The sequence below is a fragment of the Mesorhizobium sp. URHB0026 genome (assembly GCF_054059755.1).
Window position 1 is genome coordinate 1,673,670 of sequence record NZ_JBSSCN010000001.1, and the last position, 14,985, is coordinate 1,688,654.

Sequence of the window (14,985 nt, forward strand, 5' to 3'; positions counted from 1 at the left end):
GGTTAATACAAAATGAAAACGGAAAACAGGGCCGCGAAGCATGATCGCGGAATGGCGGTTGTGCCGCCATTCATCGTCGGGCTCGGTATCTAGCTCTTCGTTTCGTTAGACCGGTGTCACGGCGAGGGATGTGCGGTGACGTTTGGCGTCGCCGCTTTTTTTGGATATTGGCGCAGCCATCAGCACGGTTGTCAGCCTGATAGCGTTGGCCGTTGCCATACTCAACCGACTGCCTGATTAGGATCTGTGAAAGAGGCTTGCGCCTACTGCCGCTTTTCCTCCACGCAATCCCAGAACAGGCTGGCGATGTCGGCGCCGCCGAAGCGCTTGACCTCGCGCACGCCGGTCGGCGAGGTGACGTTGATCTCGGTCATGTAGTCGCCGATGACGTCGATGCCGACCAGGATGAAGCCGCGCTCTTTCAGCGACGGCCCGATGCGGGCACAGATCTCTCGCTCGCGTGTCGTCAACTCGGTCTTTTCGGCGCGGCCGCCGACATGCATGTTGGAGCGGGAATCGTGCTCGGCCGGCACCCTGTTGATGGCGCCGACCGGCTCGCCGTCGATCAGAATGATGCGTTTGTCGCCCTTGCGCACGTCCTTCAGGTAACGCTGCACGATATAGGGCTCGCGAAACATCTGGCCGAACATTTCGAGCAGCGAGGCGAGATTGCGGTCGGCTTCCAGCATATGGAAGATGCCGGCGCCGCCATTCCCGTAGAGCGGCTTGACGATGATGTCGCCGAACTCCTTGCGGAAGGCGGCGACTTCGAGCGGATCCTTGGTGATCAGCGTATCCGGCATCAGGTCCGGGAACTCGGTGACGAAAATCTTTTCCGGGCTGTTACGCACCCAGGCCGGGTCGTTGACGACCAGCGTCTTTGGATGGATGCGCTCGAGGATGTGGGTCGTGGTGATGTAGTTCATGTCGAAGGGTGGGTCCTGGCGCAGCAGGACGACGTCCATTTCGGACAAGTCGGTGCGCACCTTTTCGCCCAGCGAATAGTGGCTGCCCTTTTCGTCGCGCACCGTCATCTCCTCGACGCGGGCAAACACCTTGCCGTCGCGCATCGACAGCCGGTCGGGCGTGTAGTGGAACAGCTGATGGCCGCGCCGCTGCGCCTCCAGCGACAGGGCGAACGAGGTGTCGCCGGCGATCGACACGGTGGAGACATGGTCCATCTGGACGGCGATTTTCAACTTCATGGCAGGTCCCCAGCGTAGTCGACGCAAGCGATATAAGCGTCGCGGCGCGTTCTGCCAATCGCGACGTTTTGAACATTGGGATCAGCAAGGCGCGTCTGCCGGTTGCAGACAAGACGAGGACTGACGTCATCGCTTTCTTAAGCCTTGCCGTGCGACGGTAAGCTCCGAATGCAGCGGCCGACCTGACGCAGCGCCGGGCACCCGATGGAACGACGATCATGAACGCGCTCACTGCCGTCCGCGCAGCCTCGACCCAGCAGCTCGAACTCACCATCCTGATGCCATGCCTCAACGAGGCCGAGACGCTCGCCGTCTGCATCGGCAAGGCCAGGGCGTTTCTCGACCAATCCGGCATAGCGGGCGAGGTGCTGATATCAGACAATGGCAGCACCGACGGCTCGCGGGAGATCGCCGCGCAGGGCGGTGCTCGTGTCGTCCCGGTCGCGCAGAAGGGCTATGGCGCGGCGCTTCTGGGCGGCATCGCCGCCGCCAGGGGTCGCTTCATCATCATGGGCGACGCCGATGACAGCTATGATTTCGGTGCACTGGAGGCATTCGTGGCGCGGCTGCGCGGCGGCGCCGATCTGGTCATGGGCAACCGCTTCCGGGGTGGCATAGAGGCTGGCGCCATGCCGCCCCTGCACCGCTATCTCGGCAATCCGGTGCTGAGTTTCGTCGGCCGCCTGTTCTTCCGCATCAAGACCGGGGATTTCCACTGCGGTCTGCGCGGCTTCAACGCGGACAGCATCAGGAAGCTCGATCTGCAGACCACCGGGATGGAATTCGCAAGCGAAATGGTGGTGCGCAGCGCGCTTGCCGGCCTGCGTATCGAGGAAGTGCCGACCACGCTCAAGCCCGACGGCCGCGGCCGGCCGCCGCATCTCAGGACCTGGCGCGACGGCTGGCGGCACCTCAAATTCCTGCTGGTCTACAATCCGCGCTGGATGTTCTTCATTCCAGGCGCGGTGCTTTCAGGCCTCGGCACGCTGTTCGCGGCGCTGCTGGTGTTCGGCCCCTTGCGGGTGGTCGACAATCTTTCGCTCGATCTCAACACCTTCGTCGCCGCCTGTTTCATGATCGTCACCGGCATCCAGCTCATCACCTTCGGTGCCATTTCGCGATACTATGCCGAAATTACCGGCATCCTGCCGCGAAGCCGCGGGTCGGACTGGCTGACCAGGACCATCAGCACCGACCGTCTCGCCGCCAATGCCGGCATTTGCTTTGCCGCCGGCTTCCTGTTCTGCCTCTATGCCGTCATGCGCTGGGCCCATCTCAATTTCGGCCCGCTGGACGATTCCGAAATTCCGCGCATCGTCGTGCTCGGGTTGAGCCTGATCGTCATTTCCTTCCAGGCCTTCTTTTCGGCATTCCTGCTCGGTGTCCTGGAAATCCCGGTCAAGCGACTGAAAGCTGGCCTTTCCCAGGAAGCGCCGGCCAGCGAACAGCAATGACCGACGTGCTGCCGGCGCTTGTCCAGGCGCGCCCGTTCCGCTTCATGGTGGTGGGCGTCGGTGCGGCGGGATTGTTTTTCGCGCTCTCGTGGCTGCTGGTTTCGCTGGGGGTTTCGCCGTTCGCCGGCAGTGCCATCGCTTATGCAACGGCGTTCGTCATTGCTTATCGGGCGCAACGGGGCTGGACGTTCGGTGCGGAACACGATCACAAGGTCGCGTTCCCGCGCTATCTTACGCTGCAAGCCGGATGCGCCGCTTTTGCCGGCCTTGTCTCGCAGGTGGCGGTGACGCATTTCGGCCTGTCGCCCGTCGCCATGTCGGCGCTGGCGACGGCCGTGACAAGCACCATCAGCTATGTGGTCTCGAGACTGTGGGTGTTTCCGGCGCGCGGCCACGGCAAACTCGGGAAAACCGTGTAGCGGTTGTCCGTCCGGTCGAGCCAAGACCAGGAGTGGTCCAGCGCCTCCGCGACGCACCGTGCTTTACGCTTTGTGAAGCGAGAGGCACTAGCCTGTAGTCCCGACCATCGGCCGAAAGTCGCTCCATGACCGCTGCCCATGCCGCGATGCCTTCAAAGCACACCGCCCGTCTCTCCTGGCGGGCGGACATGCTGGCGGCGCTCCTCGCGGCCCTGGTGCCGCTCCTGGTCTATGCCATCGCCGGATTTCCACAACTGGCCAACCCGGCGGGCGACAATGACAGCCTGCTGCAGCTGGTCGAAGTCCGCGATCTTCTGGCCGGCCAGGGCTGGTTCGACCTGCACCAGTACAGGATGGGACTGGACGGCGGCTTCGTCATGCATTGGTCGCGGCTGCTCGACGCGCCGCTGGCCCTTGGCGTCCTTGTCATGTCGGCCCTGACAGGCAATGTCGCCCTGGCTGAACAGGTCGTGCAAGTCGCCTGGCCTGCCCTGCTGTTCTGGCTGGCGGTCTTCTTCCTCATCCGCGCCGCGCGCGCTTTCGCCGGCGGCCACGCTGTCCTGCCCGCCGCCGTCGTCGGTGGCGCCGCGCTCTACTACCTCGGCATTTTCTCCCCAGGTTCGCTGGATCATCACAATGTGCAGCTGACGCTGATCCTGGCGAGCCTTGCCTTGCTGCTCGGGGCTCCCTTGCTCCGGCCGGCCGCCTTGCTTTCGGGCATCTGCGCCACGCTGAGCGTGGCCATCGGCATGGAAAGCGCTCCCTGCGCCGGCACCCTTGGCGCCGCTGTCGCGCTGCTGTTTCTTGGCGATAGTGCTCGGGAAAGGCTGACCGCGAGGGATTTTGGCCTCGGCGTCGCCGCTGTTTCGGCTCTCGTCTTCGTCGCCACCGTCCCGGCATCCGCATGGACCCAGGCACAGTGCGACACATTTTCGATTGTTCAGTTCGCCGTCGCCGGACTTGCCGGCGCGGGGCTGGCGATCATCGCCTCGTGGAAGGCCGCCAGTGCGACCGTCGCCGGCCGCCTGGCCTCGCTCGGCCTGCTTGGGCTAGCCCTTGCCGCTGTCGTCGTATTCCTGTTCCCGCAATGCCTGGCCTCGCCCTATGCCAACCTCAATCCGCGCCTCAAGGAGATATGGCTCAGCCATATCGACGAGGCGCAGCCGATTTTCCAGATCGTCACCCATGATCCGGCCAGGGCGGTGGCCCGGTTTGCCACCCCGCTGGTGGCCATCATCCTGATGGCGCTCCGTATCGGTCATGTCTGGCGTCGGCAGGACAGCCTTGTCGGCTCGCTGCTGGTGGTGGCGTTCCTGGTCAGTGCCTGGGAAGTTCGCGGCTCGACCTTCTCCATCGCCTTCGCGGTGATCCCGCTTGCGGCATGGATCGCCCGCTGGCGCCAGCGTGCGCAAACCAGTCCGTCCAACGGCGCCGCACTCAGGATGGCCGCGGCCTGGCTGATCTCTGTAAATGCAATCTGGGCAGGCGCTGCCGGGGCGGCGTCTAGTGCTTTCCAAACCGACGCGGCGGCCACCAGTGCCAAGGCCGACGATGCGGCTTGCCTTGGCAAGGCCTCGTTCGCGGCGCTCGGCCGGATGCAGGCCACGACAGTCCTTTCGCTGTCCAACCTCGGCTCACCGATTCTGGCCTTTACCAGTCATCGCGTGCTGGCCGGGCTGTACCACCGCAATGTCACCGGAAATCTGGTTGCACTGGATGCCTGGCTGGGCTCGGAGGCGGACGCCAAAACCGTCATCGAAAGCCGCCATGTCGGCCTTGTCGCGCTCTGCCGTGGCAATGCGGAAAGCCACCTGCTCCTGGCCAGGGCACCGGAGGGGTTCCTCGCCAGGTTGATGAGCGGCGATGTGCCGAACTGGCTGGAGCCGGTGGCACAAACCCGAGGTGCCCCGCTGGAGCTTTATCGCGTCAAACCAAAGGGCTGAAAATCCAAGTGTTTGACGCATCTTTTAGCCGGCTTCACGACGGTGTCGCGGCGAAAGCCGGACCCCATTTTTCGGGATCGTGCTCCGGCCACGAAAATCGGTCAGTGGGATACGTTTCCTAAAGGGTTTGCTGCCAGTCTGGAAATAAATTCCGACGACAAAAGCAGGGACGAACAGGGACACCGATGCAAACTCCGTTTGGCACCGGTCAGGCAAACAGGGAAAGCACGGATCTGGCGTTCACCGATCCGTTGACCGGGCTTGGCAATCATCGCCGCTTCTTCGACAAGGTCGATCGCCTGATCAGCGACCGTTCCGACGATCCCGCGCCCTTCACGGTCGGCATTCTCGACCTCGACGGCTTCAAGCCGATCAACGACCTGTTCGGCCACAAGGCCGGCGACGACATCCTGATCCAGGTGGCGATGCGGCTGCGCGCCTCGATGGACGGCCATTCGACGGTCTGCCGCATCGGCGCCGACGAATTCGCCTTCCTCTACCCGCTGGTGTTCTCGGAGGAGGCGGCGGCGGAAAAATCCCGTATGCTGATCGAGATCCTGTCGGCGCCCTACGATGTCGGCGAGCGCACCGCCAGGCTCTCGGCCTCGGTCGGATGCTCATTGTTCTATTCCGGCGACGAGACTACCGAGATCCTCATCAACAAGGCCGAAACGGCGCTTTACCATGCCAAGCGCTCCGGCCGCGGCCGCGTCGTCGTCTATACCCGCGAGATGGAGGAAGCCGCCAAGCGCGTCACCCGCATCGAGCAGGCGCTGCGCCGCGCCGTCTCGGCCGGCGAGGTGGAGCCGCATTTCCAGCCGATCGTCGATCTCACCACGCGCCGCACGATCGGCTTCGAGACGCTGGCGCGCTGGACAGACCGCGACCTCGGCGCGGTGCCGCCGACCGTCTTCATCCCCATCGCCGAGGAGCGCGGCATCATCGGCCCGCTGTCGCAGCTCGTGCTGCGCAAGGCCACCGAGGCCGCCAGGAGCTGGCCGAAAGACCTGTTCCTGTCCTTCAACCTGTCGCCTTCGCAGCTCGTCGACCAGAATACCGGCCTGCACATATTGGCGATCCTCGACCGCACCGGCTTCGATCCGCGCCGGCTGGAGATCGAGATCACCGAGACCGGCCTGATGAACGACCCGGCCTCGGCCGCGCAGATCGTCGAGGATCTGCGCCGCGTCGGCATACGTGTCTCGCTCGACGATTTCGGCACCGGCCAGTCCTCGCTCGGCCGCCTGCGCGAGTTCCATTTCGACAAGCTCAAGATCGACCGCGCCTTCGTCTCCTCCATTCTCGATGACCGGCCGTCCGAACACATCATCCGCGCCATTCTCGCCATGTGCGAAGGGCTTGGCATGGACGTCGTCGCAGAAGGCATCGAAGAGGAAGCGCAGGCCGACCGGCTGGTCCAGTTCGGTTGCGCCGGCGGGCAGGGCTATCTGTTCGGCAAGCCGGCCGATGCCGACGCCACATTGGGCTATCTCCGGGATTCCTTCCGTGGCGCCTTGCGCGCCAAGGCGATCTGAGCGGCAGGTTTCGGCGCTGCCCGCCATGCGGCGATGCCTCCTGGCGGGTCAAGCGCGGGCGCGATCGCCTTTTTGTCAGACATAAGCCCGGAAATCAGTCTTTTCGCCCTTGCCCGCCGGACGTGTCTGGCTAGGATGCGCGCCGGTTGACCCGGAGACGAAAAATCATGATGCCATCGGCGTATTTTGCCGACCTCGAAGGCGCTTCGGTGCTGATCACCGGCGGCGGCTCCGGCATCGGTGCGGCGCTGACCGAAGGGTTCATGCGCCAGGGCGCCAAGGTCGCCTTCATCGACATCGCCGATGCGCCCAGCACGGCGCTTGCCGATCGCATCGAGAAGGAGGTCGGCCATCGTCCGCTCTATCTCAAGACCGATCTGCGCGACGTCGAGGCTTTGCGGGCGTCGGCCGTGAAGGCAGCCGAGGCGCATGGCGACCCCACGGTGCTGGTCAACAACGCCGCCTGGGACGAACGTCATGCCGTCGAGGATGTCACCGTCGAGTTCTGGGACAACAACCTTGCCATCAACCTGCGGCCGCATTTCTTCACCGCGCAGGCCGTGGCACCAGGCATGAAGCGTGCCGGCGGCGGCTCGATCATCAATTTTACCTCGACCTCCTATCTGATCAACCATCCCGACATGCCGGCCTATACCGCCGCCAAGGCGGGCATACTCGGCCTCACCAAGGGTCTGGCCGGCAAGCTTGGCCCCGACCGCATCCGCGTCAACGCCGTCGCGCCCGGCTGGGTGATCACCGAGCGGCAGCAACAGCGCTGGGTCACCGAACAGGCGCTTGCCGCCCATGTCGCCAAGCAGTGCATCAGGGACGTCATGCGGCCGGACGATATGATCGGCACGGTCCTGTTCCTGGCCTCGGATGCCTCGCGCATGCTGACCGCGCAGATGCTGGTCGTCGATGGAGGTTTCCTGTGAGCCCGGAGTTTGCCAGCAGCGTGCCGGCAGTCGCGGCGCTCGATTGGGGCACGACCCGCCTTCGGGCCTGGCTGATCGACGGCGTCGGCAAGGTGCTTGCGGAGCGTCGCGGCGACGATGGCCTGATCACCGCGCGCGAAAAAGGCTTCGCCAACGTTCTGGAGGGCCATCTGGCAGCGATGGGCGCGCCGGAGGAATTGCCCGTCATCATCTGCGGCATGGCCGGCTCGCGCCAGGGTTGGCTGGAGGCACCCTATGTCGGCGTGCCGTCGCCGCTCGGCGCCATTCTCGGCGGCGCCGCTAGGGTGCCCGGGCAGAAGCGCGACATCCGCATTATGCCCGGCCTCGCCCAGCGTCTGGCCGACGCGCCCGATGTCATGCGCGGCGAGGAGACGCAGCTTGCAGGCGCCGGCCTGCCGGCCAAGGGCCGCGAATCGGTCTGCATGCCCGGCACGCATTCGAAATGGGTTCTGGTGGAGGACGGCGCCGTCGCCGGCTTCGGCACCTGGCCGACGGGCGAGCTGTTTTCCGTGCTTGCCGCGCACTCGATCCTGCGCCACTCGCTGGGTGAACATCCGGGCCCGGTTGCTCCAGACAATCCGTTCTTCCGCCGCTGGTGCGAAACAGCGCTAGGCGATGGCGGCGACGTCACCTCTCGGCTGTTTGCCATCCGCGCCGCCGGCCTGCTCCAGGACCTCGAGGCCGATGATGCGGCCGCCTGCCTGTCCGGCTTGCTGATCGGCGGCGAGATCGCTTCTGCCCGGCGCCGGCATGGCGCCGGCGCGACATCGGTCGTGCTGATTGCCTCGGGCGCGCTGGCCGGGCTCTACCAGGCCGCCCTCGGCCTTGCCGGGCTTGGTGTGCGGACAGTCGACGCGGACGAGGCTGTACGCGCCGGTCTCATCGAGGCCGCGCGGGAGAATGGCATGATTACCAGAAGTGGAGCCGCCATATGACCGAGACCGCAACCTTTCCAAAACTCAAGCGCGGCCTGGTCGCCATCCTGCGCGGCCTCAAGGCAAGCGAGGCGATCGCCATCGGCCAGGCATTGTTCGATGCCGGCATCGAGGCCATCGAGGTGCCGCTCAATTCGCCCCAGCCGTTTTCGTCGATCGCCAGGCTTGTTCAAGTGCTGCCGAAGACAGCTTTGGTCGGCGCCGGCACGGTGCTGACGGCGGCCGACGTCGACAGTCTTCACGCGGCCGGCGGACGACTGCTGGTCAGCCCCAACATCGATGCCGAGGTGATGGGCCGCGCCGCGCGTTACGGCATGGTCACCATGCCTGGCGTGTTCACCCCGACCGAAGCCTTCCAGGCGATCCGGCTCGGCGCCTCGGCGCTGAAATTCTTTCCGGCCAGCGTGCTCGGCGCATCGGGCATTTCCGCGATCCGGGCGGTGCTGCCGGCGCAGACGCTGGTCGGCGCGGTCGGTGGTGTTTCGGAAAAGGACTTTGCCGGGTACAAGGCGGTTGGCGTGACGGTCTTCGGGCTTGGCTCCAGCCTGTTCAAGCCAGGCATGAGCGTCGATGATGTGGCGGCGCGCGCCTACGCAGCCGTCACTGCCTGGGATGAGGTATTCGGAGAAGCATGATGAGTGAACCGATCGTTGCCGTCTTTTCCGATCATGTCTGTCAGCTCGGCGAAGGGCCAAGTTACGATCCCGGCACGGATGCGCTGTTCTGGTTCGACATTGTCAACAGCCAGCTCATGGAAAAGCCCTTGGCGGGCGGTGCGCTGAAAATCCACGAGCTTGGCCAGATGGCAAGCGCGATCGCCATCATCGATGACAAGCGACAGCTGATCGCCACCGAAACCGGGCTTTTTGTCCGCGACGTCGCCACCGGCGCAATGACGCTGCACACCGCCATCGAGGCCGACAACCCGGTCACCCGTTCCAACGATTCCCGCGTCCATCCCTGCGGTGCCTTGTGGGTCGGTACCATGGGCAAGGGCGAGGAGAAGGGCGCGGGCTCGATTTACTGGTTTTTCAAAGGCGAACTGCGCCGCCTGTTTTCGGATATTACCGTGTCCAACTCGATCTGCTTTTCATCCGACGGCGCGCTTGCCCACTACACCGACACCTCGACCGGATTGCTGATGCGCGTTGCCTGCGATCCCGCGACCGGCCTGCCCGTCGGCGAGCCGAAGATCTTCGTCGATCACCGCTCAGCCAAGGGCTATATCGACGGTTCGGTGCTCGACCGCGACGGCATCCTGTGGAACGCCGTCTGGGGTGGCAGCGTCCTCGAGGCCTATGGGCCGGACGGCAAGCTCGTCCGCACGGTCGCCATGCCGGTGACGCAGCCATCCTGTCCGGCCTTCGTCGGCAGGAATGCCGATCGGCTGGCCGTGACCTCGGCCTGGTCGGGCAAGAATGAAAAGCAGCGTCTGCTCGACCTGCAGGGCGGCATGACCTTCCTGATCGATATTCCTGTCAATGGCCGCCTGGAACCGCGCGTCCTGATCGCCTGACTTTGCGGGGCCACGGGGCCACGGTTCTCAATCCCGGCGCTGTCACGCAGGCGTCCGGCGCGCGTCGATTTCGCGAAAGCCGATTGCGCGGGCCGTGCGATGGTAGGTCATCGCACTGTCGGGAACCTGCCACATCATGCCAATGCACAAGCCGAAACTCATCCTTGTCCACGAACCCGAAAAGGTGTGTTTCGACCGCTTGCTCGCCGACGGTCATGCATCGCAGCGTGCCGCCGAAATCTCGTCCTATCTGGCGCAGTCAACCGATCTCGCTCTCGAATTCGATGCGCTGGCCGCCGCCTGCGAGGCGCGCGGCCTGTCCTTTGCGCCGGTGGTGCTCGACGATGCCGCCAAGGTGCTCGACGGTGAGGATCCGCGAAGCGCGCTGGTCTGGACGCTGACCGACGGCGTCGCCTATTTCCGTGGCGGCGCGGCCCCCGCTTTGGCAAGACTGAGCGGGTTCAACACCATCGGCGCCGACGATTCGCTGTTCGCGCTCTGCCAGGACAAGTTCCGCTCCGGCGCCGTGCTTGGCGCGCTCGGCCTGCCGGTGCCGCGGGCCGGTCTTGCCCGGGATGGCAAATGGCTGGTCGAGGCGCCCGCTTCCGCCGCCGGCTGGTTCGTCAAGCCCAACCGGCTCGGCGCCAAGATCGGCATCTGGCCGGATTCGCGCGTAACCGATCTCGATCACGCCCTGGAGCTTAGCCGGCGTGTTTTCGCCGCCTATCACGACGATGTCGTCGTCCAGCCCTATGTCGCCGGCCGCAACGTCCGCGCCAGCTTCCTTGGGCTGATGCGGGATACCGGCGTCGAAGCGCTCGGCGTCGCCTTTGTAGAGTCGGGAGGTGATTTCCAGACCATGGAAGACAGTTTGGCGCTCTATGGCGGGACCGGCGAAGCGGCAAGGGCGGCGGGCCAATATGCCGAGCCGGTACTGCTCCCGGTTGGCGAAAGTCAGCCGGGCGCTGATGCCGCAATCCGCCGCATCGCGCAAAGGCTGATCACCGGGCTCGGCCTGCGCGACGTGTTTTCCGTCGACCTGCGCGTCGAGGCCGACGACACGGTTCATCTGATCGAGTTCGAGGTCTGTCCCGGCCTGCCCTGCTTCGATTTTCGCGCTTATTGCGCCTCGCAATGGGGGCTGAGCCTGGCCGACGCGATGGCTGAAACCGCGGCGAACAGGCTTTCGCGCTAGATACCCTCGACCAAGACGATCTCGCCGTCGGCGACCTTCTGGCGGATGGCGACGGCGCGTTGGTATTCCGGCGAGTGGTAGCAGTCATGCGCGGCGGCCAGCGATTCGAACTCGATAAGCACATTGCGCTCCCGCCCTGGGCCCTCGGCCTTCTCATGCTCGCCGCCACGGGCCAGGAATTTCGCGCCGAAGCGCTCGAAAGCTGGTTTTGCCGCCGCGACGTAGTCCTTGTAGCCTTCCGCGTCACGCACATCGACGCGGGCGATCCAGTATCCCTTGGGCATTCTTTTTCTCCTTCCGTGCCGGCTCGTCAGGCCGATCGCATTTCTTCGAGTATCGCCTCCGCCGCGGCGCGCCGGTTGCTGGCCGCGACGATCGGGCGGGCGACGACAAGATGGCTGGCGCCGTTGCGAATGGCTTGCGCCGGGGTCACCACCCGCTTCTGGTCGCCATGGTCGCTCCCCGCCGGCCGGATGCCGGGCGTCACCACCGCCATGTCCGGGCCGACGATGCGGCGCACCGCTTCGGCTTCCGCGGCCGAGCAGACGATGCCGCCCATGCCGGCATGCAGCGCCTGTTCGGACCGCCTCAGCACCAGCGTGTGTGGGTCATATTCATAGCCGGCATCGATCATGTCCTGCTCGTCCATCGAGGTCAGCACGCTGACGGCGAGCAGGCAAAGCTCGCTGCCGCGCGCGGCCTCCACCGCCGCCTGCATCGCCTTGGGATAGGCGTGGATGGTCAGCATGGTCATGCCCATCCTGACGATGTTCTCGACGCCTTTGGCCACCGTGTGGTCGATGTCGAGCAGCTTCATGTCGAGGAAGATTTTCGTCCCACCGCTGGCCAGCTCCCTGGCGAAGTCGAGGCCGCCGGCAAAAGCCAGCTGATAGCCGATCTTGTAGAAGGAGACGACGCCGTCGAGCTCGCGCACCGCCTGCTCGGCCTCCTTCACGGTCGGCACGTCGAGGCCGACGATCAATCGCTCCTGCATGGAATGAGGCTGCATGGTTGCGGCAGTCACGCCTCGACCCGGATCGACAGCATGCGCGAGGTTTCGATCAGCGTGCGGCATAGGTGCTCCATCGATTTGTGCAGTCTTTCGTCACGGAAATGGCCGTCCCCGTCGAAGGCGTCGCCACCCTCCGGCACCGAGCATTCCGGTGTCACCACTTCCATTTGGCAGCGCACCAGCACGGCACGCAAATGGTTGATGCAGCGGATGCCGGCGAGGTGCCCGTTGGAGGACGAGCAGAGGCCGGCGATCTTGCCGGCAAGCGGCCTGACCGACCGGCCGCCATCCCGGCGCACCCGGCTCACCCAGTCGATCGTGTTCTTGAGCAGCGGCGGAATCGAACCGTTATATTCGGGTGTCGCGATCAGCAGCCCGTCATGGGCGGCAATCAGCCGCGCCAGCCTCTGGGCGTTTTCAGGAACGCCGTTTTCCTTTTCCAAGTCCTCGTCGAGGATCGGCAATGGGTAATCGGCAAGCGAAATACGGGTCACCTCGGCACCTTGCACCGCAAGTTCCTTCTGCGCCACGTCGGCGGTCCTGCCGCTATAGGCGCCGCTGCGCACCGAGCCGGCGAAGACGAGGATTTTCGGGATCACTGCCATGGGCCACCCTTGTTCCCGGACAGGTACAGCCGGAGGCCGCGCGAATCAACGCGCCAGCGCGAAAATTGAAAACGACCTGGCGTAAACGCCTGATGGGTGCGTCGAAAATTCAGGTCAGGGCGAGTCGAAAATGGCAGATGCCGAGAACCGGAGCGGAGCGTACTTTCGTACGTGAGCACCGGAAGCGCAGGTATCAGCCATTTGCAGGCCGGCCTCACCTGAATCTCGACGTATCCTAATGTGCCTCGCGCCGGTAGATCCACAGCTGCGTCGGCGGGATGTTGCGGAAGATGAAGTCGAAATGCTTCACCGTGTAGTTGCCGCGGCCGGCCGGGATCGGCGACATCGGACCATAGGTCAGTTGCACGATCGGCCGTCCGACCGGAATGCGGTCGAGCAGGCTCTCGATATAGGCGATGCGCTGGGCGACCGGGAAATTGAGCAGCGGCACGCCGGAAACGACGCTGTCGAAGATCATCCCGCTCCTCTCGCCAAGCGTGGCGTCGAGGTTGAAGGCATCGCCCTCGATGACGTTGACGCCGGGGTAGATCTGGCGCAGGTGGCGCACGAAATCGGTGGAATATTCGACCGCGTAGAGGTTTTCGGGCCGCACGCCCTGGGCGAGGATGGCGCGGGTGATGACACCGGTGCCGGGGCCGACCTCGAGCACCGGCAGGCCGGACTTGGGATTGACGATCGAGGCCATCTTGCGCGCGGTGATCGAACTGGTCGGAACGATCGAGCCGACCGTCTTCGGCTTGTCGATCCAGCCCTTGAAGAATTTGAGTTCGTCGTCGAACTTCTCGGCAAACGCCTTCCGCAGTCCGTGACCACGTGCCATGCAAGCTCTCCTCAGCGCGCCCCTTGAAGCTACTTAACACCTGGATGACGCAAGGCAAGGCGCGGCCTTGCCTATGGCGTGGATAAGATAGTTTTCGTCGCGTCTCAACGCTCGCCGAAAGACTCGAAAAAGTCCTTCATGCGGGCGAAAAAACCGCTCGATTGGGGGGAATTGTCCTGCGAGGAGAGCTGTTCGAACTCTTCCAGCAATTCGCGCTGGCGACGCGACAGGTTCTGCGGCGTCTCGACCGCGGTCTGGATGTAGAGGTCGCCGACATTGGGCTGGCGCAGCACCGGCATGCCCTTGCCCTTGAGCCTGAACTGGCGTCCGTTCTGCGTACCTTCGGTCACCTTCACCTTGGTCTGCGTGCCGTCGAGCGTCGTCACCTCGAAGGAGCCGCCAAGGGCAGCGGTGGTCATCGAGATCGGCACCTTGCAATAAAGATCGGCGCCGTCGCGCTGGAAGAATTCGTGCGGCTTGACCGCCAGAAAGATATAGAGGTCGCCCGATGGCCCGCCGCGCAGTCCGGCCTCACCCTCGTTGGCCAAGCGGATACGGGTACCGTCCTCGATGCCGGCCGGGATGTTGACCGACAGCGAACGCTCCTCGGTGACACGGCCCTGGCCAGCGCATTTCGGGCAGGGATCCTTGATTGTCTGGCCACGGCCCTGGCATTGCGGGCAGGTCCGCTCGATCGAGAAAAACCCTTGCGTGGCGCGCACCTTGCCGTGGCCGTTGCACATCGAGCAGGTGACCGGCTGGGTGCCCGGCTTGGCGCCGCTGCCGGAGCATTCCGTGCAGGAGATCGAAGCCGGCACGCGGATTTGCGCGGTCTTCCCCGCGAAGGCTTCCTCCAGCGAGATTTCCATGTTGTAGCGCAGGTCGGCGCCGCGCTCGCGGCCACCGGAAGAGCGGCGCTGGCGGCCGCCCATCATGTCGCCGAAAATGTCCTCGAAGATGTCGGCGAAGCCGCCGGCGCCAAAGCCCTGCGCGCCATTCATCCCACCCTGCTCGAAGGCGGCATGGCCGAAACGGTCATAGGCCGCGCGCTTCTGCGGGTCCTTCAGCGTCTCGTAGGCTTCGTTGATTTCCTTGAACTTGTGCTCGCAGGAATGATCGCCGGGGTTGCGGTCGGGATGGAACTGCATGGCGAGCTTGCGAAAAGCGCTCTTGAGCTCCTTCTCGTCGGCGCCCTTTTGCACGCCCAGCGTTTCGTAGAAATCAGCTTTCATTTTTTCCCGCAGTCCGGATGTTCAACGTCTTGATGCAATGTTGCGTCGTTTGCCGGCACGTTGTTTCGATTTAGGAGCGGTGCTGCCCGTATGCTAGGGCCGGCGCGAACTTGTCCGTGGTTTTCAGTGATTTTTTC

Annotated in this window: 15 protein-coding genes; 9 read left to right on the forward strand and 6 right to left on the reverse strand. The window is 64.5% G+C overall.

Features of this window, described 5'->3' with window-relative positions:
• Positions 1-263 precede the first annotated feature (263 nt).
• Positions 264-1,205, reverse strand: a complete 942-nt coding sequence (gshB, locus tag ACVWWD_RS08535; RefSeq protein WP_023781957.1) for a glutathione synthase — start codon at positions 1,203-1,205, stop codon at positions 264-266.
• A 218-nt stretch (positions 1,206-1,423) separates the two neighbouring features.
• Here gshB and ACVWWD_RS08540 point away from each other — a divergent pair, with 218 nt between their 5' ends.
• From ACVWWD_RS08540 to ACVWWD_RS08580, 9 genes are all read left to right on the forward strand, one after another.
• The gene (locus tag ACVWWD_RS08540) at positions 1,424-2,659 is read left to right on the forward strand and encodes a glycosyltransferase family 2 protein (protein WP_023781956.1); all 1,236 of its coding nucleotides are present in this window, start codon (positions 1,424-1,426) and stop codon (positions 2,657-2,659) included.
• Positions 2,656-3,078: a GtrA family protein gene (locus ACVWWD_RS08545; protein WP_352546335.1), complete on the forward strand. Its 423-nt coding sequence runs from the start codon at positions 2,656-2,658 to the stop codon at positions 3,076-3,078. The genes ACVWWD_RS08540 and ACVWWD_RS08545 overlap by 4 nt, the downstream gene beginning before the upstream one ends.
• A gap of 125 nt (positions 3,079-3,203) precedes the next feature.
• Complete coding sequence (locus ACVWWD_RS08550) at positions 3,204-5,021, forward strand: GtrA family protein (RefSeq protein WP_352546336.1); 1,818 nt, start codon at positions 3,204-3,206, stop codon at positions 5,019-5,021.
• Positions 5,022-5,206: 185 nt separating this feature from the next.
• Positions 5,207-6,556, forward strand: coding sequence for a putative bifunctional diguanylate cyclase/phosphodiesterase (locus ACVWWD_RS08555; protein WP_015314675.1), 1,350 nt, complete (start codon positions 5,207-5,209; stop codon positions 6,554-6,556).
• A 167-nt stretch (positions 6,557-6,723) separates the two neighbouring features.
• Positions 6,724-7,491, forward strand: coding sequence for an SDR family NAD(P)-dependent oxidoreductase (locus tag ACVWWD_RS08560; RefSeq protein ID WP_023772061.1), 768 nt, complete (start codon positions 6,724-6,726; stop codon positions 7,489-7,491).
• Positions 7,488-8,447 carry a 2-dehydro-3-deoxygalactonokinase gene (locus ACVWWD_RS08565; RefSeq protein ID WP_352546337.1) on the forward strand — a complete coding sequence of 320 codons (960 nt, stop codon included), beginning with the start codon at positions 7,488-7,490 and terminating at the stop codon, positions 8,445-8,447. Before ACVWWD_RS08560 ends, ACVWWD_RS08565 begins: the two co-directional genes overlap by 4 nt.
• Positions 8,444-9,082: a 2-dehydro-3-deoxy-6-phosphogalactonate aldolase gene (locus ACVWWD_RS08570; protein ID WP_352546338.1), complete on the forward strand. Its 639-nt coding sequence runs from the start codon at positions 8,444-8,446 to the stop codon at positions 9,080-9,082. The genes ACVWWD_RS08565 and ACVWWD_RS08570 overlap by 4 nt, the downstream gene beginning before the upstream one ends.
• Complete coding sequence (locus tag ACVWWD_RS08575; protein WP_023772064.1) at positions 9,082-9,963, forward strand: SMP-30/gluconolactonase/LRE family protein; 882 nt, start codon at positions 9,082-9,084, stop codon at positions 9,961-9,963. Before ACVWWD_RS08570 ends, ACVWWD_RS08575 begins: the two co-directional genes overlap by 1 nt.
• 136 nt (positions 9,964-10,099) lie before the next feature.
• Positions 10,100-11,158 carry a D-alanine:D-lactate ligase-like protein gene (locus ACVWWD_RS08580; RefSeq protein WP_457103019.1) on the forward strand — a complete coding sequence of 353 codons (1,059 nt, stop codon included), beginning with the start codon at positions 10,100-10,102 and terminating at the stop codon, positions 11,156-11,158.
• Here ACVWWD_RS08580 and ACVWWD_RS08585 read toward each other — a convergent pair.
• The 5 genes from ACVWWD_RS08585 to dnaJ form a co-directional block, all read right to left on the reverse strand.
• Positions 11,155-11,442 carry a DUF1330 domain-containing protein gene (locus ACVWWD_RS08585; protein WP_023772067.1) on the reverse strand — a complete coding sequence of 96 codons (288 nt, stop codon included), beginning with the start codon at positions 11,440-11,442 and terminating at the stop codon, positions 11,155-11,157. The two genes, ACVWWD_RS08580 and ACVWWD_RS08585, sit on opposite strands and share 4 nt — an antisense overlap.
• A 26-nt stretch (positions 11,443-11,468) precedes the next feature.
• Positions 11,469-12,167, reverse strand: coding sequence for an orotidine-5'-phosphate decarboxylase (gene pyrF / locus ACVWWD_RS08590; protein ID WP_435053901.1), 699 nt, complete (start codon positions 12,165-12,167; stop codon positions 11,469-11,471).
• Positions 12,168-12,178: 11 nt separating this feature from the next.
• Positions 12,179-12,775, reverse strand: coding sequence for an NADPH-dependent FMN reductase (locus tag ACVWWD_RS08595; RefSeq protein WP_352546341.1), 597 nt, complete (start codon positions 12,773-12,775; stop codon positions 12,179-12,181).
• 235 nt (positions 12,776-13,010) lie between these two features.
• Positions 13,011-13,616: a phospholipid N-methyltransferase PmtA gene (gene pmtA, locus ACVWWD_RS08600; RefSeq protein WP_352546342.1), complete on the reverse strand. Its 606-nt coding sequence runs from the start codon at positions 13,614-13,616 to the stop codon at positions 13,011-13,013.
• 104 nt (positions 13,617-13,720) lie between these two features.
• Entirely contained in the window at positions 13,721-14,848 is a 1,128-nt protein-coding gene (gene dnaJ, locus ACVWWD_RS08605) for a molecular chaperone DnaJ (RefSeq protein ID WP_015314665.1), read from the reverse strand.
• Positions 14,849-14,985 lie beyond the last annotated feature (137 nt).